Annotated in this window: 21 protein-coding genes; 8 read left to right on the top strand and 13 right to left on the bottom strand. The window is 61.9% G+C overall.

Going from position 1 to position 23094, the window contains the following annotated elements; translation table 11 throughout:
- Positions 1–69 precede the first annotated feature (69 nt).
- On the bottom strand, positions 70–639 hold the full coding sequence (locus AC3WJW_RS16990) for a GNAT family N-acetyltransferase (protein WP_126047689.1): 570 nt from the start codon (positions 637–639) through the stop codon (positions 70–72).
- A gap of 79 nt (positions 640–718) precedes the next feature.
- Here AC3WJW_RS16990 and AC3WJW_RS16985 point away from each other — a divergent pair, with 79 nt between their 5' ends.
- Both AC3WJW_RS16985 and AC3WJW_RS16980 read left to right on the top strand, forming a co-directional pair.
- Positions 719–1639 (top strand): histone deacetylase family protein, encoded by a 921-nt coding sequence (locus AC3WJW_RS16985; protein ID WP_218502569.1) that lies wholly within the window; start codon positions 719–721, stop codon positions 1637–1639.
- Between the two features lie 282 nt (positions 1640–1921).
- On the top strand, positions 1922–3160 hold the full coding sequence (locus AC3WJW_RS16980) for a TIGR03862 family flavoprotein (RefSeq protein WP_493726748.1): 1239 nt from the start codon (positions 1922–1924) through the stop codon (positions 3158–3160).
- A gap of 133 nt (positions 3161–3293) precedes the next feature.
- Here AC3WJW_RS16980 and rhlE1 read toward each other — a convergent pair whose 3' ends face one another.
- Positions 3294–4634: an RNA helicase RhlE1 gene (gene rhlE1, locus AC3WJW_RS16975; RefSeq protein WP_015096940.1), complete on the bottom strand. Its 1341-nt coding sequence runs from the start codon at positions 4632–4634 to the stop codon at positions 3294–3296.
- A 78-nt stretch (positions 4635–4712) separates the two neighbouring features.
- Positions 4713–5645 carry a drug/metabolite exporter YedA gene (gene yedA / locus AC3WJW_RS16970; protein ID WP_493726747.1) on the bottom strand — a complete coding sequence of 311 codons (933 nt, stop codon included), beginning with the start codon at positions 5643–5645 and terminating at the stop codon, positions 4713–4715.
- 165 nt (positions 5646–5810) lie between these two features.
- Between yedA and AC3WJW_RS16965 the strand changes: the two genes are divergently transcribed.
- Positions 5811–6263 (top strand): Lrp/AsnC family transcriptional regulator, encoded by a 453-nt coding sequence (locus AC3WJW_RS16965; RefSeq protein WP_116581852.1) that lies wholly within the window; start codon positions 5811–5813, stop codon positions 6261–6263.
- A gap of 126 nt (positions 6264–6389) precedes the next feature.
- On the opposite strand, the gene AC3WJW_RS16960 is transcribed toward AC3WJW_RS16965, so the two are convergent.
- The 3 genes from AC3WJW_RS16960 to AC3WJW_RS16950 form a co-directional block, all read right to left on the bottom strand.
- Positions 6390–7001, bottom strand: coding sequence for a 3'-5' exonuclease (locus tag AC3WJW_RS16960; protein ID WP_493726746.1), 612 nt, complete (start codon positions 6999–7001; stop codon positions 6390–6392).
- Between the two features lie 21 nt (positions 7002–7022).
- On the bottom strand, positions 7023–7502 hold the full coding sequence (locus tag AC3WJW_RS16955; RefSeq protein WP_015096943.1) for a LabA-like NYN domain-containing protein: 480 nt from the start codon (positions 7500–7502) through the stop codon (positions 7023–7025).
- A gap of 211 nt (positions 7503–7713) precedes the next feature.
- Complete coding sequence (locus tag AC3WJW_RS16950; RefSeq protein WP_493726745.1) at positions 7714–8490, bottom strand: DUF2076 domain-containing protein; 777 nt, start codon at positions 8488–8490, stop codon at positions 7714–7716.
- A 178-nt stretch (positions 8491–8668) separates the two neighbouring features.
- Between AC3WJW_RS16950 and AC3WJW_RS16945 the strand changes: the two genes are divergently transcribed.
- Together AC3WJW_RS16945 and AC3WJW_RS16940 are read left to right on the top strand one after the other, a co-directional pair.
- Positions 8669–9343, top strand: coding sequence for a YciC family protein (locus AC3WJW_RS16945; RefSeq protein ID WP_102673646.1), 675 nt, complete (start codon positions 8669–8671; stop codon positions 9341–9343).
- A 66-nt stretch (positions 9344–9409) separates the two neighbouring features.
- Entirely contained in the window at positions 9410–10489 is a 1080-nt protein-coding gene (locus AC3WJW_RS16940) for an endonuclease/exonuclease/phosphatase family protein (protein ID WP_493726744.1), read from the top strand.
- Positions 10490–10626: 137 nt separating this feature from the next.
- Here AC3WJW_RS16940 and AC3WJW_RS16935 read toward each other — a convergent pair whose 3' ends face one another.
- The 5 genes from AC3WJW_RS16935 to AC3WJW_RS16915 all read right to left on the bottom strand — a co-directional run bounded on the left by AC3WJW_RS16935 (position 10627) and on the right by AC3WJW_RS16915 (position 16487).
- Entirely contained in the window at positions 10627–11460 is an 834-nt protein-coding gene (locus tag AC3WJW_RS16935; protein ID WP_493726743.1) for an ABC transporter ATP-binding protein, read from the bottom strand.
- On the bottom strand, positions 11448–12251 hold the full coding sequence (locus AC3WJW_RS16930) for an ABC transporter permease (RefSeq protein ID WP_007975817.1): 804 nt from the start codon (positions 12249–12251) through the stop codon (positions 11448–11450). The genes AC3WJW_RS16935 and AC3WJW_RS16930 overlap by 13 nt, the downstream gene beginning before the upstream one ends.
- Positions 12252–12259: 8 nt before the next feature.
- Positions 12260–13246 (bottom strand): ABC transporter substrate-binding protein, encoded by a 987-nt coding sequence (locus AC3WJW_RS16925; protein ID WP_493726742.1) that lies wholly within the window; start codon positions 13244–13246, stop codon positions 12260–12262.
- A gap of 358 nt (positions 13247–13604) precedes the next feature.
- A complete protein-coding gene (locus AC3WJW_RS16920) occupies positions 13605–14975 on the bottom strand; it encodes an aspartate aminotransferase family protein (RefSeq protein ID WP_007975821.1) in 1371 nt (456 codons plus the stop codon).
- A 21-nt stretch (positions 14976–14996) separates the two neighbouring features.
- On the bottom strand, positions 14997–16487 hold the full coding sequence (locus tag AC3WJW_RS16915; RefSeq protein ID WP_493726741.1) for an aldehyde dehydrogenase: 1491 nt from the start codon (positions 16485–16487) through the stop codon (positions 14997–14999).
- 226 nt (positions 16488–16713) lie between these two features.
- Between AC3WJW_RS16915 and AC3WJW_RS16910 the strand changes: the two genes are divergently transcribed.
- Positions 16714–17643 (top strand): LysR substrate-binding domain-containing protein, encoded by a 930-nt coding sequence (locus AC3WJW_RS16910; RefSeq protein ID WP_102700951.1) that lies wholly within the window; start codon positions 16714–16716, stop codon positions 17641–17643.
- A 90-nt stretch (positions 17644–17733) separates the two neighbouring features.
- Here the strand turns inward: AC3WJW_RS16910 and hrpB are convergent, their stop codons facing one another.
- The gene (gene hrpB, locus AC3WJW_RS16905; protein WP_493726740.1) at positions 17734–20250 is read right to left on the bottom strand and encodes an ATP-dependent helicase HrpB; all 2517 of its coding nucleotides are present in this window, start codon (positions 20248–20250) and stop codon (positions 17734–17736) included.
- 109 nt (positions 20251–20359) lie between these two features.
- Here hrpB and pmcY point away from each other — a divergent pair, with 109 nt between their 5' ends.
- On the top strand, positions 20360–20779 hold the full coding sequence (pmcY, locus tag AC3WJW_RS16900) for a periplasmic Zn2+ metallochaperone PmcY (protein ID WP_007975830.1): 420 nt from the start codon (positions 20360–20362) through the stop codon (positions 20777–20779).
- Between the two features lie 41 nt (positions 20780–20820).
- On the top strand, positions 20821–21717 hold the full coding sequence (locus AC3WJW_RS16895; protein ID WP_493726739.1) for a cation diffusion facilitator family transporter: 897 nt from the start codon (positions 20821–20823) through the stop codon (positions 21715–21717).
- Here the strand turns inward: AC3WJW_RS16895 and AC3WJW_RS16890 are convergent.
- The gene (locus AC3WJW_RS16890) at positions 21711–22787 is read right to left on the bottom strand and encodes a DUF6515 family protein (protein ID WP_493726738.1); all 1077 of its coding nucleotides are present in this window, start codon (positions 22785–22787) and stop codon (positions 21711–21713) included. The two genes, AC3WJW_RS16895 and AC3WJW_RS16890, sit on opposite strands and share 7 nt — an antisense overlap.
- Positions 22788–23094 lie beyond the last annotated feature (307 nt).

The following is a 23094-nucleotide window of genomic DNA, read 5'->3' as shown; positions in this document are numbered from 1 at the left end:
TTGGCTGCAACGGTCGATTCAGTTTCCGGCCCGGGCCAGCATGGGGCCATTGTAAACGTCCGTGCCAGCTTATCCATGCAAGGTTTGCAGCCATTGTTCGCGGCTGATGCGATACAGAACGTGCCGACGCAACGGATGATCGGCTTCGAGTCGCGGGTGATCGAAGTCATCCGCCGGGTCATGGTGCATGCCGATGGCCTGCATGACTTTCTCTGACGGCAGGTTGGTTTGCGTCGTGAAGGCCACCACCTCTTTCAGCGGCAAGCGGTCGAACCCGCAGCGCAGAGCGGTCCACGCCGCTTCACTGGCATAACCGAGGCCCCAGTGCTCGCGGGCCAGGCGCCAGCCGATTTCCGTCGCAGGGGTGAATGGCGCGTCGAATCCGACCACATTGAGCCCGGTAAACCCGATGAACTGGCCAGAGTCCTTTCGCTGCAAGGCCCAGAGCCCATAACCATGCTCGGCGAAATGACCACGGATTCGCCCGATCAATGACGCACTTTCCAGCCGACTCAGGGGGGCTGGAAAATAGCGCATCACCTGCGGATCGGCACACATCGCCGCAAAGTCCGCCAAATCTTCATCGCGCCACTGGCGCAACAGCAGCCGAGCGCTTTCAAGCTCCAGTATTGGCTCCATCGTGCCCCGCCCCTCCATTACAATGTCGCCAGTCTACAACGCTGGTAGGATCCTTCTCTCATTCCTACATGAAATGACCATGCCACTGCCGCTGATTTATCACGAAGACTACAGTCCCGAGTTTCCGGCGGATCACCGCTTCCCCATGGACAAGTTCCGCCTGCTGCGCGATCACCTGGTGGACAGCGGCCTAACCCGCGACGCCGACCTGCTGCGCCCGGATCTGTGTCCGGCAGACATTCTCGCCCTCGCCCATGACCCTTCGTATATCGAACGCTACATGAGTGGCGAATTGTCCCGCGAAGACCAGCGTCGCCTCGGCCTGCCCTGGAGCGAAGCCCTGGCCCGGCGCACGGTGCGGGCAGTCGGCGGCTCGCTGTTGGCGGCCGAGCAGGCGCTGGAGCATGGTCTGGCCTGTCACCTGGCGGGCGGCACCCATCATGCGCACTACGACTACCCGGCCGGGTTCTGCATCTTCAATGACCTGGCGGTGATCAGCCATTACCTGCTGGAAAGTGGTCGAGTGAATCGGGTGCTGATCTTCGATTGCGACGTGCATCAAGGCGACGGGACCGCACGAATCCTGCACCACACCCCGGAAGCGGTAACCGTTTCCCTGCACTGCGAAAAGAACTTTCCTGCACGCAAAGCCGAAAGTGACTGGGACATTCCGCTGCCCAACGGCATGGGCGATGCCGACTACCTGAAGGTAGTGGACGATGCGCTCAACTACCTGCTGCCGCTCTACCAACCGGACCTGGTGCTGTATGACGCCGGGGTCGATGTGCATAAGGACGACGCCCTGGGTTATCTGAAGCTGACAGACGAAGGCGTCGCCGCCCGCGATGAAAGCGTGATGCGCCATTGCCTGGGCCGGGACATCCCGCTGGTCGGGGTGATCGGCGGCGGCTACAGCAAGGACCGCCAGGCCTTGGCCCGCCGCCACGGCATCCTCCATCACAGCGCGCAGCGCGTCTGGCAGTCATCAGGTTGTCACTGAGTTGTGGATGCTTTACCCACAATGCCTGTGGAGCTGCCTGTGGATAACCTGAGTGAAAGGGCCTGCAGGCCCCACGGCGTATAGGCTACAGATCGGTGGTTGTTTTTTAACCACCTTTTGAAAACACCACAAGTCAACTGTGGGAGCGAGCCTGCTCGCGAAGGCGATCTGTCCTTCAGCATGGATGTCGACTGATACAACGCTTTCGCGAGCAGGCTCGCTCCCACAGGGATTCGGGCTGGTAGAATGCCCGGCTTATCCCGCCAGACCGCAGTGCATCCCATGACTCATTCACCAGCCCTCCTCCCTAACGTCGCCATCATCGGCGGCGGTCCCGCCGGTTTGATGGCAGCTGAAGTGCTGAGCCAGGCCGGGATCAAGGTCGACCTGTACGACGGCATGCCTTCGGTTGGACGAAAATTTCTCCTGGCCGGTGTCGGCGGCATGAACATCACACACTCTGAAGCCTACCCGGCGTTTCTCTCGCGCTACGCCGAACGCGCCCCGCAAATCGCCCCACTGTTGCGCGGCTTCGGCGCCGAAGCGCTGTGCCAGTGGATTCACGGGCTAGGCATCGAGACCTTCGTCGGCAGTTCCGGCCGGGTGTTCCCCACCGACATGAAAGCCGCACCGCTGCTGCGCGCCTGGCTCAAGCGCCTGCGCGACAGCGGTGTAGTTATCCACACCCGCCACCGCTGGCTCGGCTGGAATGAGCATGGCGGTTTGCGCATCGACAGCCCGGAAGGCGAAAAGACCGTTCAAGCCGATGCCACCCTGCTCGCCCTCGGTGGCAGCAGTTGGTCACGGCTGGGTTCGGACGGCGCCTGGACGCTGGCACTGGAGCAGAACGGCGTAGGACTGGCGCCGTTGCAACCGAGCAATTGCGGCTTCGAGGTGCAGGTCTGGAGCGAATTGATGGTCAGCAAATTCGCCGGCGCGCCGCTGAAAAATATCGCCATCGGCTTGAACGATGACGTGCCACGGCTCGGCGAATGTGTGATGACCGCCACCGGGATCGAGGGCAGTTTGATCTATGCCCTGTCGGCGCCTATTCGTGAAGCGATCAACCAGCACGGTTTGGCAACGATTCATCTGGACCTGTTGCCGGGCCGCCCTGTGGATAAAGTTCTCGCGGCGTTGAGCAAACCACGAGGTTCACGCTCGATGGCCAAGCATCTGCACAGTCAGTTGGGCATCGATGGGGTAAAAGCGGCGCTTTTGCGTGAACTGACCAGCGCCGAGTGCTTTGCCGATATGGCCTTGCTGGCCAAGGCGATCAAGGCATTGCCACTGTCACTGGTGAAAACACGTCCGCTGGACGAGGCCATCAGCAGCGCTGGCGGTGTGTTGTTCGAGGCGATGGATGAGCGCCTGATGCTCAAGCAAATGCCTGGCGTGTTTTGCGCCGGGGAAATGCTTGATTGGGAAGCGCCGACGGGCGGCTATCTGCTGACCGCGTGCTTTGCCAGTGGGCGGGCGGCGGGGTTGGGGATGGTGGAGTGGTTGCGGCGCGAGGGCTGAAGACCGAGGCGTCCCCTTCGCGAGCAGGCTCGCTCCCACATTGATCTTCTGTGAACACAGAATTTGTGAACGACACAGATCCAGTGTGGGAGCGAGCCTGCTCGCGAAAGCGGTCTAGCCGACGCTACTGCTATTAAGGCTTACGCTTACGCGGCCCGGTATTGAACACCGGCACTTTACGCACAGGCTTGATCGAAGGCTCCGCCGGTGCAACCTCTCCGCTATCCACCCACTTGCCAAGATTACGTTTACCACCGCCACCGCCGGAAGCCTTGGGCTTCTTCGGTTTTTTCGGCTTCTTGACGACCTGACCGCTGGCATCGGTGTCCGGCACGCGGTGCTCCGGCTCGAAGTCCGGCTCGTTCTGCCGCTTCAAGGTCTGGCGGGTCAGCATCTCGATGGCCGACAGCAGATTCACTTCATCGGCGCACACCAGGGAAATCGCCTCGCCGGTCGAGCCCGCGCGGCCGGTACGACCGATGCGGTGGATGTAGTCCTCGGCCACGATTGGCAGGTCGAAGTTGACCACCAGCGGCAGGTCTTCGATGTCCAGGCCACGGGCCGCCACGTCGGTAGCGACCAGGATCTGCACTTCACTCGCCTTGAAGCGGTCAAGTGCGCGCTGACGGGTCGCCTGGGGTTTGTCGCCGTGGATGCCGTCGGCGTTGATGCCCAGCCCCTGAAGTTTTTCCACCAGCGCGTCCACGCCGTTGCGGGTCTTGGCGAATACCAGCACTTGCTTCCACTTGCCCTTGCGCATCAGGTGCACAAACAGCTCCGGCTTGCGCTTCTTGTCCACCGTCACGATCCATTGCTTGACCGTATTGGCCGCCACGTTGCGCGGGCTGACTTCGATGCTCAGCGGGTCGTTGAGCATCTGCCCGGCCAGCAGGCGGATGTCATCGGAGAAGGTCGCGGAGAACAGCAGCGTCTGGCGCTTCTTCGGCAGCGCGCGGTAAATGTTCGCCAGCTCCTCGGAAAAGCCCAGGTCGAGCATGCGGTCGGCTTCGTCCAGCACCAGGGTTTGCAGCTGGTTGAACTTCAGCGCGTTCTGGCGGAACAGGTCGAGCAAGCGGCCTGGGGTTGCCACCAGCAGATCGACACCGCTGCGCAGCTTCATCATTTGCGGGTTGATGCTGACACCGCCGTACACCGCGTAAGTACGCAGCGGCAGGTTTTCGGCGTACTGGCGCACGGCCTCGTGAACCTGCTCGGCCAGCTCGCGGGTCGGTACCAGGATCAGCGCGCGGACCGAGTTGGCGGTGACTTTCGGCCCTTCCATGGCCAGCAGTTGCAACAGCGGCAGGGCGAAACCGGCAGTCTTGCCGGTGCCGGTCTGGGCGGCGGCCATCAGGTCGCGACCGGCCAGCACCGCCGGAATGGCTTGCGCCTGAACCGGCGTCGGAGTCTGGTAGCCGAGCGTCTCGAGGGAGCGCAGCAAGGGTTCGATCAGGCCAAGGGTGGCGAAAGTCATGGGAGTACCGTAGGAAAATTCAGCGCGGGTTGTTCAAAACAAGTGTGCAAAACAAGATGCAATGCCGCGCAGTTTACCCTAATTCACTCGGGATTCTGTCGGTACTGCCGACGTCACCACCGGCCGCTCTGGTGCGCGGCGCCACTGCGGCAGGCCAATCAAGACCACGGCGCTGATGATCACCGCCATCGCCAGGGCTTCTTCGATGCCGATGGTCTCGCCGACGAACACGATCCCCAGCAACACCGCCACTGCAGGATTGACGTAGGCATAACTGGTAGCCGCCGCCGGGCGCACGTGTTTCAACAGGTACATGTAGGCGTTGAAGGCGATGATCGAGCCGAACACGGTCAAGTACGCCAGGGCTGCCCAACCTTCGATGGGTGGTACCTTTTCCAGGTGTTCACCGCTGACTGCGCTGGCAAACAGCAACACGACGCCGCCCACCAGCATTTCCACCGCGCTGGCCATCGCGCCCTGAGGCAACGGCAGGTGTTTGCTCCAAACAGAGCCAAACGCCCAGGTCGCCGCCGCAAAGATCAGCAACGCCGCACCCAACGGGCTCGATTGCAGGTTGGAACCCAGGTTGAGCATGGCAATGCCGATCAGCCCGAGCACAATCCCGGCCCATTCGAGACGGGTATTACGTGCGCCCCAGAAATATCCGCACAGCAGGGTAAACAGCGGCACCGTCGCCACCGCCAAAGCCGCCACCCCGGAGGCCACGCCCGTGTGCTCTGCCACACTGACCGCGCCGTTGCCACACGCCAGCAGCAAAATCCCGATGACCCCGGCGGCTTTCCACTGTGCCCAGGTCGGTGCCGGCGCCCCGCGCCAGCGCAGGAAGGCGTACATCAAGGTCCCGGCTATGACGAAGCGGATGCCGGCGAGCAGCAGCGGTGGCCAATATTCCACACCGATGCGGATCACCAGGTAAGTCGAGCCCCAAATCACGTACAAGGCGAAAAAGGCAGCGATCAAAGGTAAGGGAAAGCGACGAAGGCCGGACATGGGGGGCAGCTCACAGGCAAGGACAAGTGAACGGCTATTCTAGAAAGGCTGGCGACGGAAAATAAGTTACAAAACCTGTTTAAAGCGCCAGTACACTTTTCAAAACACGGAGTTCAGCGCTATAAACCGTGTTTTCGAAAGTCGACCACTTTCAGGAGTCGCACCATGGACAAATACGACCGCATGCTGCTCAGCGCCCTGCTGGAAAATGGTCGCGCGTCCTACGCGGACCTGGCGCGCAAGGTCAACCTGTCCGCCCCGGCGGTGGCCGAGCGCGTGGCCAAGCTTGAAGCCAACGGCGTGATCACCGGCTATCAGGCGAAGGTCGACATGGCCAAGCTCGGCCTGCCGATCCAGTGCGTGATCGAACTGCGTCTGAACCAGCACGGCAACCAGAAGGCCTACGACGACCTGATCAAAATCCCGCAACTGACCGAATGCCATCGGGTGACCGGCGATCCATGCGTGATCATGCAGGCCGCGGTGGGTTCGATGCCGGAGCTGGAAGAGCTGATCAACCGGATTGCCACGTTCGGGTTCAGCAAGACGTCGATCGTGTTGTCCAGTGCGATAGAGAAGCGGGTGCCGTTGGGGCATATCGAAGGCAACGGCAAATAACGCCCCCTGTAGGAGCTGTCGAGTGCAACGAGGCTGCGATCTTTTGACTTTGATTTTTTAAGATCAAGATCAAAAGATCGCAGCCTCGTTGCACTCGACAGCTCCTACAGGGGATTCGCGGTGTATTCAAAAGCCGCGATAGCGCTTGAGATGTTCACCCACTTTCGCCGCTGGCACCTTCTGCAACTTGCACAGCAAGTCATGGGACAGCTCGCGCAGGCCATGCTTCTGGAGCAACTCTTCCTCCAGATGCGCCGTCAGGTTGGCCGCCATCTCGGCATCGGCCATGGCCCGGTGAGCCTTGCCGGTGTGCGGCAGGTTGGCAAACATGGTGAGGGTGCCGAGTTTGTGGTTCGGTGCGGCAGGCATCAGGCGGCGGGCCAACAGCAGCGAACAGGCAAAGTTCTGCAAGCGGGTGCGTTTGATTCGCCCGAGTTCGAAGTCCCAGAATTTCTGGTCGAACGCGGCGTTATGCGCGAGCAACGGTGTGGTGCCGACGAACTCATTCACTTCGTTCATCACCTGCTCCGCCGACGGCGCGGTGCGCAGCATGGCGTTGCTGATGCCGGTTAGCTGCTCGATGAAAGCCGGGACGCGCACGCCGGCGTTCATCAGGCTTTGGTAACGCTCGACGATGCGCCCCTGTTCAAGGATCACCACGGCAATTTCCGTGGCCCGGCAGCTGCTGCTCGGGGAGATCCCGGTGGTTTCAAAGTCGATGACTGCGATGCGTTCCAACCTGGTTCAACTCCGTAAAAATCAATTCTTGAGCAACAACGCGCCTTCGATCGGCACGTAGCGGCTGGCGGCGCGGATCAGTGAATTGGCCGTCAGCCCCGGCACGCCGTAGGCCACGGCTTGCACGCCATGCTTGCTGATGATGCGTTCGAGCAGCATGTCGAAATCGCCATCGCCAGAGGCCAGGACAATTTCATCGACATGGTCGGCGGCATCCATGATGTCGAGGGTGATGCCCACATCCCAGTCACCCTTGGCCGAACCATCGCTGCGCTGGATGTACGGCTTGAGTTTCACGGTGAAACCGAGGTTACGCAGGATCTGCTGGAACTGCTGCTGTTTGCTGTCGCCACGGTCGATGGCGTAGGCGTAGGCTTCGACGATCTCGCCCTGCTGGCTGATGTCCGCCCACAGCGCGGCATAGTTGAAGTGGCAACCATAAGCCTGACGCACGGTGTAGTAGAGGTTCTGGACATCGGCGAACACTGCGATTTTTTTCACCGGCTTTCCTCAAGGCTGAATCAGGCACCAGGCCCGAAAGGTCGCCCAGTATGCCAGCCCAGAGGATTGTTCCGCGAATAATCGGCTATGTGGCGAGGGAGCTTGCTCCCGTTGGACTGCGTAGCAACCCCGCGGGTTCTAAAGTAAGGGGGCTGCTTCGCACCCCAGCGGGACGGTGCGGCGATCCGACAAGCACCCTCGCCACTGGGTGTCAGACGAAGGAATCGTCGTCGCCGCCGAACAACGAGTCATCGCTGTAGTCAGCGTCGCTGAAGCTGCCCTGATCGTTACTGTAGGAGTCGTTACCGGCCATGCGCTGGTCATCGCCCCAGCCATTGTTGCCCTGGTCGTTGACCTGGGCCGGCTCTTCCTTGATGACTTCGACGACTTCCGGTTGCTGATTGTGATGGAACAGGCTGCTGATGCCTTGTGCCAGCATCACGCCACCCGCCACGCCAGCGGCGGTTTTCAGCGCACCACCGAGGAAACTGCTGCCGGCCGCTGCCGGTGCTTGCTGCTGCGGGGCATAGCCCTGTTGTGGAGAGTTCTGTTGCGGAGCACCGAAGTTCTGCTGTGGCGCTTGCGAACCGAACGACGAGCGCCCCGGTTCACGCCAGCCACCGCTCGATGGCATCGAGTTCTGGGTCGGTGCCGGTTGTGGATCACGGGAAGCGCCGCCAAAGATACTCGACAAGAAGCCACCGCTGCTCGACGCCGGAGCCGGGGTCGCCTGGGCCTTGGCCTGTTGCAGTTCGGCCTGCAATTGCTGGACTTGCCGGGTCAGTTGCTGGTTCTGCTCATCGAGGCTCTTGATCGCTGCCTCTTGCACCAGAATCGCCTGGGTCATGAAATATCCTGCCGCAGGCTGGCGCGTCAGGTGTTCCTTGATCCGCGCCTCGGCCTGGACGTCGCGCGGGGCTGAGTCCGTTTCGGCCTGTTGCAGCCGGGAAAACAGTCCATCGATCAGGGTTTGTTCTTCGCTGTTCATGGCGACCTCGTAGATTGCCGGGAAAATCGTTGCCTTTATCCAATGAGGATAAGGTGCACGACCTTAATGGAGGCTGAAACAAACTGTTTCAATGACCTTTACTGAACGTTTACGTTTGCGTCTCCCGGCACTTGATCGGTTAAAGTGGACCACTGCTTCCAACCTGCGATACCAACCGATGAATCCGTTAGATGTGCTGCGTGACTCTCTGTATTTCTTCAAGCGCAATCTGGGCCAGATCGTGCAGCTGTGCCTGCCGCTGGTCATTTTTGAGGCGCTGCTGCAACAAGTGGTCGACCACTCCACGGAGCCGGATAGTTTCCCCGGCATCAGCGTGATTGTCGGCTTGCTGGTGTATCCGCTGTACACCGCCGCGCTGATCCTGTTTCTCGACGCCCGCAGCCGGGGTGAATCACCGCGCAACCGCGACCTGCTGGCGATGGCGGCGAGCCTGTGGCCGCGTTTCGCCCTGCTGACGGCGCTCAATACCGTACTGATTCTGCTGGGCCTGTCGCTGTATTTCCTGCCGGGTATCTATCTGATGGTGACCCTGGCGTTTGGCGAATATCTGCTGGTGCTGCGCGGCATGGCACCGCTGGCGGCCATGAAGGAAAGCCTGCGCATGACCCAAGGTCACTTCCTGCGCATCCTGCTGTGCATTCTGTGTGTAATGGGGCCGCTGTGGCTGCTCAAGGGGGCGACCCTGGCGGTGTACCCCGAACCGCAGAACCCGGTGATCTCGCTGCTGATCGACAGCGCCCACAGTTTCCTGCAGCTGTTTACCAGCGTGGTGCTGTTCCGTCTGTTCATGCTGATCAACCCGTTGCCTGAGAGCAATGACAGCTCGCTCTGACCTTGGGCGCGCCCATCGCTCTCGGGTATGCTCGGGAACAATTTTGCAACGCCAATAAGCCGAGCCATGACCCGTCTACTGCGCCACACCCTGCTGGGCCTGCTGATCGTGATCGGCCTGATCGCCGTGATGACCTACAGCCTGACCTGGCGCCCCGACGCCAAAGAAGAGTTGCCCGTCAGTTGCAGTGCCCAGGCCCCCACCCTGGTCCCCGGGCAGGCACTGAAAGTGATGACCTGGAACGTCCAGTTCCTGGCCGGCAAGCGTTACGTGTTCTGGAATGACCTGGCCGCCGGTACCGACGAACGCCCCACAGCGGAAGACATGGCCTTCAGCCTCGACGAAGTGGCGCGGGTGATTCGCGACGAACAACCGGACATCGTGCTGTTGCAGGAGCTGGACGACGGCGCCAAGGCCAGCGATTACCAGCACCAGTTCAAACTTCTGCAGGAACGGCTCGCCGATTTGTACCCATGCAGCGTCAGCGCTTTCGACTGGAAGGCCGATTTCGTCCCGGACCTGCATATTTTCGGCAGCGTCGGCCGGCAACTGGCAACCCTGAGCCGTTACCGGATCGAACATGCCCAACGCCTGCAACTGCCCGCCGTCTCGGGCAATCCGCTCAGCCGCCAGTTCAAACCCAGAAACGCCTTGCTGGTGAGTTACTTGCCGTTGAGTGACGGTGGGCAGATGGCGGTGCTCAATACCCATCTGGAGCGTGCGACCCAAGCCGACAACACCTTGCAAAACCAGGTGAGCGCCGTGGCGAGGACCCTCGATAAATTCGAAAGCCGTGGCACGCCGTGGTTGATCGGTGGGGATTTCAACCTGTTGCCGCTGGGTCAGTATCGACGCCTGTCCGATGCGCAACGCGCCCCCTACTCCGCCGACAGCCCGTTGCACCTGCTGTGGGACAAGTACCCGATGATCCCGACCAACAACGAAGCCAGCGGGATCGAGCGCGAGCGCTGGCTGACCCACTACCCGAACGATCCCGGGCTGAACGGACCGGACCGGACCGTCGACTACCTGTTCTACAGTCCGCGGCTCAGACGCGTCGAGGCGATGGTGCGGCAGGACGATACGTTGCGCATCTCCGATCACTTGCCGGTGATTGCGCGGTTCCTGTTGCCCGCTACGCCCTGACCCCGAATCAACACAAGACCTGTGGGAGCGAGCTTGCTCGCGATGGCGTCGTGTCAGTCGACATCATTGTTGAATGACAAATCGCTATCGCGAGCAAGCTCGCTCCCACAGGGATGGTGCATCGGCTCGAATCAGGCTTAATGCACCTCCTCCAGATCATCATGCAGCAGCCCGAAGATCTCGCGCTTCATCTCGATGAATGAGCGCTCCATGACCATGTCCAGGTTGCGCGGACGTTCGATCGGCACATCGAGGATCTGTTTGATCCGCCCCGGCCTGGCGCCCATGACGTAGACCCGGTCGCCGAGCAGAATCGCCTCGTCGATGTCGTGGGTCACGAACAACACGGTCTTCTTGCTGTTGCCCCACACCCGCAGCAACAACTGCTGCATTTGCAGGCGCGTCTGGCTGTCGAGGGCGCCGAAGGGTTCATCCATCAGCAGGATCTGCGGGTCATTGGCCAAGGCGCGGGCGATGGCGACGCGCTGCATCATCCCGCCGGACAACTGCTTGGCGTAGTTGTCGGCAAAGCCGCTCAGGCCCACTTCATTGACGTAGTAGTCGACAATATCCTTGCGCTGCGCCGCCGGCATGCCGCGCCGCTTGAGACCGAACTCGACGTTCTGTCGCACGGTCAGCCACGGGAACAGCGTGTAGCTCTGGAACACCATGCCGCGATCCGCGCCGGGGCCTTCCACCTGTTGGCCACCGACGTAGATCTCCCCCGACGTCGGTTCGGCCAGGCCGGCGGTGAGGTACAGCAGGCTCGATTTGCCACAACCCGAGGGCCCCACCAGTACGGCAAATTGCTGGTCCGGCACCTCAAACGACACTTCTTCCAACGCGGTAAAGGTTCCGCCATCCGGCTTCTTGTAACGCAGGCTGACCTTGTCCACTTGCAGCCGGGGCGCGTTCACCGGGACAGCCTGAGGGGCGACAAAACGATGAGTGGCGGCGGTTACTGAGCCCATGCGGTAATCCTCAGACGTAGGAAACGGAACAGTTGATCGGTGACCAGGCCCAGCAGGCCGATGATCGCGATGGCGAGGAAAATCACATCCACCTGGAAGCCGCGCATGGCCTTGAGGCTCAGGTAACCCAGGCCACTGGAAGCGGCGACCAGTTCGGCCACCACCAGGTAAGTCCAGGCCCAGCCCATGGTCACCCGCAGGGTGTCGAGCACACCGGGCAGGGAAGCCGGGGCGATCACATGCAGCACCGCATCGCGACGATTGGAACCGAGGGTATAGGAGGCGTTGATCAGGTCCTTGGAGATGCCTTTGGACACGTCCGCGATCATCACCAGTTGCTGGAAGAACACGCCGAAAATGATCACCGATACCCGCTGCTCCAGACCGATGCCGATCCACAGGATGAACAGCGGTACGAACGAAGTCACGGGCAGGTAGCGAATGAAGTTGACCATCGGCTCCAGGAACGCCTGGACGATGCGGAAGCTGCCCATCAACAGCCCCAGCGGCACCGCCACCAGGGACGACACGATGAAACCGACCATCACCACTTCGACGCTGGCCCACACATGCTGGCCGAGGGTGCCGTCGCGACCGAGGCGTACGGCGGCCTCGACCACCGCGCCCGGCGTCGGCAGGAACATGCCCGGCACCACACCGCCGTAGGACAACCCGGCCCACAGGCCGACCAACAGCACCCAGGCCAGGCCGCTCGCGCTCCAGATCACCGAGACCGGCAACCCGGTCTTGGGCGTGATGCAGCGGCTCAGCCACGAATTGCGCTTGAACATGCAGCCTCCTAGAGCGGGGTGACGAAGCGGTTGTCGATCAGGTCGTCATTGCTGACGTTGTAGGGCTTGCCTTGCAGCTCGCTGGCGGTCTCGTTGGCCAGTTTGATCAGCGGTGCGCTGTCACCCGGCTTGCCCGGCGAGCCCAGCAGTTTTTCGCTCATGGCCTGATCGTAGAAACGCACGCCCTGGGCGGCCGCTTCCATTTCCTTCGGATCGGCCAGGTAGCCGCCGACACCCTTGGCCATGATTTTGTAGGCTTCCTGCGGATGATCCTTGGTGTACTGCACGGCTTTGTACAAACCGGCCACCAGTGCCTTGACGTCTTCCGGCTGTTTTTCGATGACATTGCAGTTCAGCGCCACCACGTCGACGATCACGCCCGGCGTGCTGCTGCTGTCGATCAGCACCTTGCCCTGCTGCTTGTCGCGCACCATCGACAGGTGCGGCTCCCAGGTCACGGCAGCGGGTACGCGACCGGCGATGAACGCGGTGGCGGCATCATCGGCCGTCATGTTCTGCACGGTGATGTCGCTCATTTTCATGCCGTTCTTTTTCAGCAGATACGACAACCAGAACTGCGAGGTCGACCCTTCGTTCACCGCCACGGCCTTGCCTTTGAGCTCCTGCAGGCTCTTGACGTCCTTGCCCACCAGCACGCCGTCGCCACCATGGCTGTCGTCCAGCGCGGCCACGGCCTTGAAGCAGAATTGCGGACGGTACTTGAGCACCTCGTCGATGGTCGACGCCGAGCCGGACAACTCGCCGGACGCTTGTGCGGCCATGTACATCGCCGCTTCTTCGACCACCGGCAATTCGACGGTCAAACCGTTTTCCTTGAAGTAGCCCAGGTCCTGGGCCAGGTACAGGGTGCCGTAGCCGACCCAGGTGGTATGGCCGATGGACAGGGTGCCGGCCTGGGCGCTGGTGGCGACCGTCGCGGCGATGGCGGTGACCGCCAGTGGATGGACAACGCGGGTAAGCAAGGACTTGATCATGGAGCACTCCCAAAGCTGTTGATTTAGTTTTGTCATGGGCAGTACGGCGAGCCCTGAATCGGCTGCAACCTGTGGTCTCTGAGGGACCCTTCGGCGGGCAGCATTCGGCGGGCTGGCGAGATCGATGTTGGCCCAAGGGCGGGATTAGGAAAATGAGGAAATATGTGGATGCGAACGATGAAAAAACTCGCTAGCGCGCACCGCGAAAGGGCGTTGTGGGCGGGGATGCCCGAGGTGGGTGCAAAGCTTGAGAACAGCAAAAAGATCGCAGCCTTCGGCAGCTCCTACATTGGAATGCGATCCCCTGTAGGAGCTGCCGAAGGCTGCGATCTTTTGCGAGCTGGACCTTCAGGTGAGATCAGAGCCGGCCGTACTCCTGCGCCGTACGATCCACCGCCTTCAAGGTCTTGGCAATCAACTCGTCAATCTCTTCACGGCTGGCAATCAACGCCGGCGCCATGATCATCCGGCCCAATGTCGAACGAATGATCACCCCTTCCTCGAAGCCAATCGTACGGCAGCGCCAGGCGATGTCATTCTCATTGGCGAAGCGCTTGCGCGTGGATTTGTCCTCGGCCAGTTGCAGCGCTGCAACCATGCCGGTGCCCTGGATATCGCCCACCAACGGGTGCTTGCCGAACACTTCGCGCAAACACTGTTGCAGGTACGGGCCGATGTCGTCCTTGACCCGCGTCACCACGCCTTCATCGCGCAGGGCCTTGAGGTTGGCAATCGCCACCGCCGCCGCCACCGGGTGCCCGGAATAGGTCAGGCCGTGGGCAAACACGCCGCCCTGCTCCACCAGCACCGAGGCCATTTTCTTCGACAGGATCAAGCCGCCCATGGGGATGTAGCCCGAGGTCAGCCCCTTGGCGATGGACAGGGTGTCCGGCTCGAAACCGAAGTACTCGTGGGCGAACCATTCGCCGGTACGACCGAAGCCGCCGATCACTTCATCGGCGCACAGCAGCACATCGTATTTGCGGCAGATGCGCTGGATTTCCGGCCAGTAGCTTTCCGGCGGGAAGATCATCCCGCCGGCACCCTGGAACGGTTCGGCAATGAAGCCTGCGACCTTGTCCGCCCCCAGTTCGAGAATCTTCGCTTCCAGTTGCTGGGCCGCACGCAGACCGAATTCGGCCGGCGTCAGGTTGCCTTCGTGGGCGAAGAAGTACGGCTCGTCGATGTGCTCGATGTCCGGAATCATGCCGCCCATTTCGTGCATGAACTTCATGCCGCCCAGCGCCGTCGCGGCCAGGGTCGAACCGTGGTAACCGTTCCAGCGGCCGATCATGATTTTCTTCTCGGGCTTGCCGAGCACCTGCCAGTAACGCCGCACCGTGCGGATCAACACCTCGTTGGCCTCGGAGCCGGAGTTGGTGTAGATCGCGTGGCTGTAGTGACCCGGCAGCAGGCTAAACAGCAGCTCGGACAGCTCGATCACTTGCGGGTGGGTGGTGTGGAAAAACATGTTGTAGTACGGCAGCTGTTCCAGTTGTTGGCTCGCCGCGGCCGCCAGGTCCTTGCGCCCGTAACCGAGGTTGGTGCACCACAGCCCGGACATGCCGTCGAGGTAACGGCGGCCATCGTTGTCCCACAGGTGCAGGCGCTCGCCACGGACCATCACCCGTGGCCCCTCGTCGTTGAGGGCTTTCTGATCGACGAACGCATGGATGTGGTGCGCAGCGTCGGCGGCCTGATAGTCGCGGGTTTCACGTGGTGTGGTCATCGCCAGTTCTCCGTTTTGTTATCAGCGCAATTGAAACCAGGTGGTCTTCAACTGGGTGTATTTATCGAATGAATGCAGGGACAGGTCGCGGCCGAAACCGGACTGCTTGCCGCCGCCAAAAGGTACGGTCACGTCCAGTGCATCGACGCTGTTGACCGACACCGTGCCCGCTCGCAATTGTCGCGCCACGCGGTGGGCACGGTTGAGGTCATCGGTCCACAGCGAAGCCGCCAGGCCGTAGACGCTATCGTTGGCCAATTGCAGTGCATGGGCCTCGTCGTCGAACGCCGTGACGGCCAGAACCGGGCCGAATACTTCGTCGCGAAACAGCGGCATGTCCGGCGTCACGCCGGTAAAGATCGTCGGCTGGATGAAGTTGTCGGACCCATTGAAGATCGACTGTCGACCGCCACAGATCCTGGTCGCACCTTGCTGCTCGGCCTGCTGGATGAACTTCATGATGTGCGCGGTCTGACGGCTGTCGACGATGGCACCGGCGGCGCTCGACGGGTCCAGCGGATCGCCCGGCTGCCAGCGCTCGGCCTGGGCCTTGAGGCGCTCGACGAACGCGTCATGAATCGAGCGCTGCACCAGCAACCGCGAGTTGGCCGAACAGACTTCGCCCTGATTGAAGAAGATGCCGAACGCGGCTTTTTCGGCAGCCAGATCCAGATCCTGACAATCGGCGAACACCAGGTTCGCGCTCTTGCCGCCGCACTCCAGCCACACCTGTTTCAGGTTCGACCGGGCCGAGTACTGCATGAAATATTTACCGACTTCGGTGGAGCCGGTGAACACCAGGCAATCGACGTCCGGGTGCAGGCCGAGGGCCTTGCCGGTTTGCTCGCCCAGGCCCGGCAGCACGTTCAACACCCCCGCAGGCACACCGGCTTCAAGCGCCAGCTCCGCCAGACGCAAGGCCGAAAACGGTGACTGCTCGGCCGGCTTGAGAATCACCGAGTTACCAGCGGCCAGGGCTGGGGCGAGTTTCCACGCGGCCATGTCCAAGGGGAAATTCCACGGCACCACGGCAGCCACCACGCCAAGGGCTTCGCGGGTGATGGTCGCCAGCACGTTCTGCGCACTCGGTGCGACCTGATCGTAGAGTTTGTCGAGGCTCTCGGCGTACCAGCGGAACACCCCGGCAGCACCCGGCACATCGATGTTGTAGGCGTCCGTGACGGGCTTGCCCATGTTCAGCGAATCGAGCAGGGCCAGTTCTTCACGGTTTTCGAGGATCAAGTCGGCCAGGCGCAACAGCACTTGTTTACGTTCGGTCGGCGAACGTGCCGACCAGGTGCCGGATTCAAACACTTGCCGCGCATTGCGCACCGCCGCGTTTACATCTTCCTCGCCACAGGCTGCGACATTGGCCAGGCATTGCCCGGTGGCGGGGTTGATCGCGGCGAAAGTCTGCCCCGATTGCGCTGCTCGGCGCTGGCCATCGATCACGGCCTGGTCGGGAAACCGCAGGGAAGCGGCCTTGCGTTGCCAATACTCAAGCTCGAACACGATCGGATGCTCCAGAGGACATTCTTGTGTATTGGATAGTCGCTCAGGCCCGAGCGGTGGAAAACCAGTAAAAATGTGTTCGCAGGCCAAGAAAAAACTACGTAGCCAATCTCCCTTCTGGCGCAGCATGTGGTTATTGTTCAACCACAACAAATCGCTACCCGAGCGGATAGGGGTGGCGCGCAAATTGCCTGGATGCCTGATTCGTTCTCCCCCGAGGTTTGCTGTGGCTGCCTACAATCTGCGTCAACTGAAATACTTCATCACCACCGTCGAGTGCGGCAGCGTCGCCGAGGCCTCGCGCAAGCTGTACATCGCCCAGCCGTCGATCTCCACGGCCATCAAAGGGCTGGAAGACAGCTTCGGTGTGCAACTGCTGATTCGCCATCACGCCCAGGGCGTGTCATTGACGCCCAGCGGTGCACGCTTCTACCGCAAGGCCCAGGAACTGCTGCGCATGGCCAAGGAGTTCGAGCAGAACGCCCTGGCCGACAACGATGTGGTGTCCGGGCAGATCGATATCGGCTGCTTCGAAACCGTCGCGCCGCTGTACCTGCCGCAATTGATCGCCGGGTTTTCGGCGTTGTACCCGGGAGTGGAAATCCGCATCCGCGACGGCGAGCAGCAAGAATTGGTGCAGGGCCTGACCTCCGGCGCCTTCGATCTGGCGATCCTCTATGAGCACGATCTCGATGGCACCATCGCAACCGAACCCTTGATGCCGGCGCAACGGCCTTACGCGCTACTGCCGGCCGATCACCGTTTTGCCCAGCAGGCACAAGTCTCACTGCGGGACCTGTGCCTGGAGCCGATGATTCTTTTGGACGTGCAGCCGAGCCGGACCTATTTCGTCAGCCTTTTCGAAGAGCTGGACCTGACCCCGCGCATTGCCTTCAGCTCGCCATCGATCGAGATGGTGCGGGGCATGGTCGGACAAGGATTCGGCTTCTCGATCCTGGTGACCAAGCCGCATTCGGAGTGCACCTACGACGGGCAGAAAGTGGTGTGCGTGGACATCGCCGAAGACGTCACGGGCTCCGGGCTGGTGGCGGCCTGGCTCAAGCGCGGGCAACTGACCAAACCGGCACAGTTGTTTGCCGACTATTGCCGCGAACAACTCACTGCGAAATCCGAACGATCACACCGCCCTCTGTAGGAGCTGCCGCAGGCTGCGATCTTTTGATTTTGATTTTTTCAAGAGCAAAAGATCGCAGCCTGCGGCAGCTCCTACGTAATCGCGATGCGATTATTTCCTCGGTTTGATCCGCGCAGTCGCTTCGGCCACCAGCGGATCATCCGGCCAGTAATGCTTGGGATAACGGCCCTTCAAATCCTTCTTCACTTCGGCGTAGGTGCTGCGCCAGAAGTTCGCCAGGTCCTGCGTCACCTGCACCGGCCGCCGCGCCGGGGACAGCAGGTGCAGCTTGACCACTTGCCGCCCTCCGGCGATGCGCGGGGTTTCGGCCAGGCCGAACAACTCCTGCAGTCGCACCGCCAGAATCGGCGGCTGTTCGCTGTAGTCCAGGCGAATCGACGAGCCCGACGGCACGCTCAGATGATGCGGCGCCAACTCGTCCAGCCGCTGCGGCAGCGGCCACGGCAGCAGGTTGTGGACGATGCTCGACAGGTCCAGATTGGCGAAGTGACTGAGACGCGACACCTTGCCCAGATACGGCATCAGCCAGTGTTCCAGGCCTTTGAGCAACGCTGCATCGCTGACATCCGGCCATTCGCTCTCGCCTTTGCCGGCGAGGTCCAGTTGCCGCAACAACGCCACTCGTGCCTGCCACTGACGCAGCTCCGGGGTCCACGGCAACAGCTCCAGGCCTTTGCGCCGCACCAGATTCACCAGCGCCTGGCTGCGGGCGCTTTCGTCGAGGCCGGTGAGCGGTTCCCGGCTGAGGATCAATTCGCCAACCTTGCGCTGACGCTCGGCCCGCAGCACGCCTTCGCGCTCATCCCAATCCAGTTGATCGACGCAACGCACCTGCTCGGCCAGCACTGAGTCGAACAGCGCCGGATCGAAATCCGTCGCCAGATAAATCCGCTCTTCGCGTTGCCCCTGACGACTGCCGAGATCGGCGATCACCAGCCACGGCTGCTTCATCAGGCTGTCAGCCTCGGCGAACAGCGCGGCACGACCGTTGGCCAAGCGATATTCCGCGCCACCAGCGCGCCGTTGTTGGGCGACGCGGTCGGGATAGGCCAACGCCAACAATGCACCGAGCCAGCGCGGGTGATCCGGATCGCTGACCGGCTCCGAGGCTTTGCCCCGCAAGTAACCACGGTATTGTCGCGCCAGTTGCCGTGCGCGTTGCACGCCACCCTGCGCGCCACGGGCGGCGCGTTCTTCGCCAGACAGCAATACCAGTCGGCTGTGCAAGTCCGCCCCGGCGCCACGCAAGATATCGCGTTCGCCGAGCAGTGCGGCGACGTCGCAAGCCATATCCGCCAGACCCAGCGCCTGGCCGCGCAACAGCAAATGCGCGATACGCGGATGGGCCGGCAGTTCGGCCATGGCCTGGCCGTGACGGGTCAGCGTTTCACCGTCCAGTGCACCCAGGCGTTCCAGCAAGTCCTGAGCCTGTGCATAAGCGGCGGCCGGTGGCACGTCAAGCCACACCAGTTGCCCGGGCGTCACTCCCCAGCGCGCCAATTGCAGGGCCAGCCCGGCAAGGTCCGCCGAGAGGATTTCCGCACTGCCATAAGCCGCCAGTTGCTCGTGCTGGTCCTGGGACCACAGGCGATAACAAACACCGGGTTCCAGACGCCCGGCCCGGCCCGCGCGCTGGGTCGCACTGGCCTTGGAAATGCGCTGGGTGTCGAGACGGGTCATGCCGCTGCCCGGGTCGAAACGCGGCACCCGCGCCAGCCCGGCATCAATCACCACGCGCACGCCGTCGATGGTCAAACTGGTTTCGGCGATGTTGGTGGCCAGCACCACTTTGCGCTTGCCCGGCGGCGCCGGATCGATCGCCGCCCGTTGCGCCGTCAGGTCCAGTTCGCCGTGCAACGGACACAACAGAACCTGTGGGTTGTCACCCAAGGCATCGGCCAATTGCTGATGCACACGGCGGATTTCCGCTTGCCCGGGCAGGAACACCAGCACGCTGCCGGTCTCGTCGTTCAAGGCTTCAAGGATGGTCTGCACCAGGCGCGGCTCGATGAATTCACCGGCCTGGAACGGCCGGCCCCAGCGCATCGCCACCGGGTACATGCGCCCTTCGCTGCGCAGGATCGGTGCGTCGTCGAGCAACCCGGCCAAGCGTTCGCCTTCAAGCGTGGCGGACATCAGGAGGATTTTCAGCGGCTGGTCATCACGGAACAGTTCGCGGCCATTGAGGCTCAGGGCCAAGGCCAGGTCAGCATCGAGGCTACGTTCGTGGAATTCGTCGAAGATCAGCAGGCCCACGCCTTCCAGCGCCGGGTCATCCTGCAGGCGCCGGGTGAGGATGCCTTCGGTGACCACTTCGATTCGGGTATTGGGGCCGACCTTGCTGTCGAGGCGAATGCGATAGCCCACGGTTTCGCCGACCTTTTCCCCCAGCTCACTGGCCAGCCGTTCTGCCGCTGCGCGTGCGGCCAACCGACGGGGTTCGAGCATCAGGATGGTCTGCCCGGCGAGCCACGGCTCGTTGAGCAAGGCCAAAGGTACGCGGGTGGTTTTACCGGCACCGGGCGGTGCTTCGAGCACGGCTTCGTGGCGTGTAGCGAGGGCTTCACGCAGGGCGGGTAAAACTTCATCGATTGGCAAAGAAATCATGCTGGCTCCAAAACAGAGGGCCGAGTATAACGGCGAACTGCCAGGCGTTCGTCAGGGTCTTAATTCATACCGACGACGTTTCGTTTTGAGATTACCCAGGAGATTTCATATGCGTGCTCCCTTTCGCCTGATTGGCGGTGTTCTGGTCGCAACCTTGCTGACTCAAGTGACTGCCTGCGGGTCGATCTTCTACCCCGATCGCCGTGGCCAGATCGAAGGCAAGATCGACCCGGCCATCGCCGCGCTCGATGCCGTGGGCCTGCTGTTCTACATCATCCCCGGCCTGATCGCGTTTGCCGTGGACTTCGCCACCGGCGCGATTTATTTCGAGCCGGGCAAGACCGCCCAGGTCGATCCGCAAAAACTCAAGGACGCCATCGGCCCCGACGGCCAGGTCGATAACCGCAAGTTGCAGACTATTCTGGAAAGCGAGCTGGGCCGCAGCTTCCCGCTGGACGATCCACGCCTGATCCAGAGCAAGGGCAGCGCCCAGCAACTGGCGATGTTCGGCCTGCAACCGGCCGCGTAATCCCTAAAAGCGACAGGACTCTTCAAGGAACGATGGCCACTATGACCTCCAGCTCCGAACACGCCCGCCTGCTGCGGCTGGCGACCCGTGCCTCGGTGGCGGTGGCGTGCACGTTGATCATCGCCAAAGCCATCGCCTGGTGGCTGAGCGGCTCGGTGAGCATGCTCGCCGGGCTCACCGACTCGACACTCGACGGCGTCACGTCATTGCTCAACCTGTTGGCGGTGCATTACGCCCTGCGGCCCGCCGACAATGATCATCGCTACGGGCACGGCAAGGCCGAGTCGTTGGCAGGCATGGCCCAGGCGTTGTTCATTGGCGGCAGTGCGGTACTGATTGCGTTGCAGGCCTATGATCGGCTCAAACACCCCGAACCGGTCGGCGCGCCGTGGATCAGTATCGGCGTGATTGTGTTCTCCCTCGTACTGACCCTGGCGTTGTTGATGTTTCAACATCGGGTGGTCAAGGCCACCGGCTCCAACGCGGTGCGCGCCGACTCCCTGCACTACCGTTCGGACATGCTGCTCAACGGCAGCATTCTGATCGCGCTGGTGCTGGCCGGGTTTGGACTGCATCAGGTCGACCCCTGGTTTGGCCTGGGAATCGCCGCCTACATTCTGTGGAGCGCGGTGCAGATCGCCCGGGAGAGTTTTGCGGTATTGATGGATGAAGAACTGCCGCCGGAGGTCAGCCAGCACATGCTGGAATTGGCGTGCAGCGTGCCCGGCGTGCTGGGTGCCCATGACCTGCGCACGCGGATCTCCGGTAACCAGTGGTTTGTGCAATTGCATCTGGAACTGCCGGGGGAACTGACGCTGTCAGTCGCCCACGGTATCAGCGATCAGGCTGCCGCTGCCATTCACACCGCCTACCCGCGAGCCGAAGTGCTGGTGCACGCGGACCCGCAGGAAGTGGTGAAAAACGCTCGGATTCAGTAGTTCACCTGATAACCACGACTGCTCAGGCAACTGCCCTGGGCCTGTCGGTAGGCTTGCACCACTGACGGGGCTGGCTGGTAGGTGGCGGTGCGTGGATCGAAACCACTCTGCTGCACCGCGTATTGATAACACTCGTAACCATCGCGACTGACCTGCTCCGGCGACTGGCCGTTGGCCGGATACGCCTCCACGTCATAACCATTGCTGGCGGCCGGTGGTGGCGACTGCAGCTGGCCAACCGGCGGCTCGACCACGACGTAATCCCGGGTGCTCTCCTGATAGGCGTAATACGAACCGGCCGCAAGGAACAGCAGCGCCCCGCCGATCCACACCTGCTCGGCATAATCAGGAAGGTAACTGACGCGAATCCCGCGGGGTGGCATTACCACCTCATAACGCGGGCCCAACGGGCGATACCAGTAGCCACCGGAATAGTAGTAATCCATGCCACGGTAAGGCACGCGGAAGTTACGCTCGGGGAAGCGGTCGATCAGCTGGCCGGGGCGATACCTGGGACCTGGCCCCCAGCCGTTACCCTGTCCGCCTGGGCGTCCGTCCCAGTGATTGTCATTGTTCGGCGCACCGACATAGCCCTTCCAGCGCTGATTGTAATCGTTGCGATGCGGCTGATCCTGGTAGTGCTGATCCTGGTAGTCATGGCGCTGCGGCGGCTGGGTCTGGCGTACGGTGTCCGGGCGAGGCTGGATCGGCATGTCAGTGGCCGGTGCCTGCGGCGGTGGCGGCGGTGAGCGAACCGGGCTGTTGAAATCCGGCGCTGGGCGGGGCTGCCGCTGGCTATTGTTCTGATGTTGATTCTGGCCGTTGTGCTCGTACTGGCGGTTGTCGTTGTTCTGCGCACGCGGCGGGTTCTGTGGCGGGCCGTTCTGCGGGCGCGGCTGGTTGTTGCCACCATGGCCCTGACTACCCCCCTGATTACCACCCTGATGCCCATCCTGGCCATGCTGCCCGCCATCATGGCCGCGGTTTTGCTGCTCATCGGCCAGCGTTTGCGCAGTGACACTGACACACAGCAAACCAACACCGGCCAAACGCCAGATGCGCGATTTCATGCTTATCCTCATTGCGGGTTAGGGCCTGTACGTAAGACTTGGAAAGCAGTGGCCGGTTCTGCGACAGGTTATCAGTCACGAAACTTATTTATTGAGGCCAGGAGGGTCAAATTCCACGCAAGAAAAAGGGGAGACCCGTCGGCCTCCCCTTGGAGAACTTCGTCCTGGCTCAACGCTTGTGGCGCCGGCTCACCTCACGCCGTCTTCTGGACAGTGTGTAGCTCGGGGGCCGGCACATCCCCGGTGGGGGTGGCGACCGCGGCGGGCCTGATTGGGCGAGCCGCACTGGACTGTTTGTCCGAGCAGT

The sequence above is a fragment of the Pseudomonas sp. GW821-FHT07G06 genome (assembly GCF_058986625.1).
This window is presented reverse-complemented; position numbering and strand designations above follow the sequence as displayed.

Bases quoted from the DNA above. Each gene is read 5' to 3' on its own strand.
- AC3WJW_RS16990 (WP_126047689.1), bottom strand. From the start codon at position 639: ATGGAGCCAATACTGGAGCTTGAAAGCGCTCGGCTGCTGTTGCGCCAG.
- hrpB (WP_493726740.1), bottom strand. From the start codon at position 20,250: ATGATTTCTTTGCCAATCGATGAAGTTTTACCCGCCCTGCGTGAAGCC.
- pmcY (WP_007975830.1), top strand. From the start codon at position 20,360: ATGCGTGCTCCCTTTCGCCTGATTGGCGGTGTTCTGGTCGCAACCTTG.
- yedA (WP_493726747.1), bottom strand. From the start codon at position 5,645: ATGTCCGGCCTTCGTCGCTTTCCCTTACCTTTGATCGCTGCCTTTTTC.
- AC3WJW_RS16985 (WP_218502569.1), top strand. From the start codon at position 719: ATGCCACTGCCGCTGATTTATCACGAAGACTACAGTCCCGAGTTTCCG.
- rhlE1 (WP_015096940.1), bottom strand. From the start codon at position 4,634: ATGACTTTCGCCACCCTTGGCCTGATCGAACCCTTGCTGCGCTCCCTC.
- AC3WJW_RS16890 (WP_493726738.1), bottom strand. From the start codon at position 22,787: ATGAAATCGCGCATCTGGCGTTTGGCCGGTGTTGGTTTGCTGTGTGTC.
- AC3WJW_RS16930 (WP_007975817.1), bottom strand. From the start codon at position 12,251: ATGTTCAAGCGCAATTCGTGGCTGAGCCGCTGCATCACGCCCAAGACC.
- AC3WJW_RS16940 (WP_493726744.1), top strand. From the start codon at position 9,410: ATGACCCGTCTACTGCGCCACACCCTGCTGGGCCTGCTGATCGTGATC.
- AC3WJW_RS16935 (WP_493726743.1), bottom strand. From the start codon at position 11,460: ATGGGCTCAGTAACCGCCGCCACTCATCGTTTTGTCGCCCCTCAGGCT.
- AC3WJW_RS16920 (WP_007975821.1), bottom strand. From the start codon at position 14,975: ATGACCACACCACGTGAAACCCGCGACTATCAGGCCGCCGACGCTGCG.
- AC3WJW_RS16895 (WP_493726739.1), top strand. From the start codon at position 20,821: ATGACCTCCAGCTCCGAACACGCCCGCCTGCTGCGGCTGGCGACCCGT.
- AC3WJW_RS16925 (WP_493726742.1), bottom strand. From the start codon at position 13,246: ATGATCAAGTCCTTGCTTACCCGCGTTGTCCATCCACTGGCGGTCACC.
- AC3WJW_RS16980 (WP_493726748.1), top strand. From the start codon at position 1,922: ATGACTCATTCACCAGCCCTCCTCCCTAACGTCGCCATCATCGGCGGC.
- AC3WJW_RS16965 (WP_116581852.1), top strand. From the start codon at position 5,811: ATGGACAAATACGACCGCATGCTGCTCAGCGCCCTGCTGGAAAATGGT.
- AC3WJW_RS16950 (WP_493726745.1), bottom strand. From the start codon at position 8,490: ATGAACAGCGAAGAACAAACCCTGATCGATGGACTGTTTTCCCGGCTG.
- AC3WJW_RS16945 (WP_102673646.1), top strand. From the start codon at position 8,669: ATGAATCCGTTAGATGTGCTGCGTGACTCTCTGTATTTCTTCAAGCGC.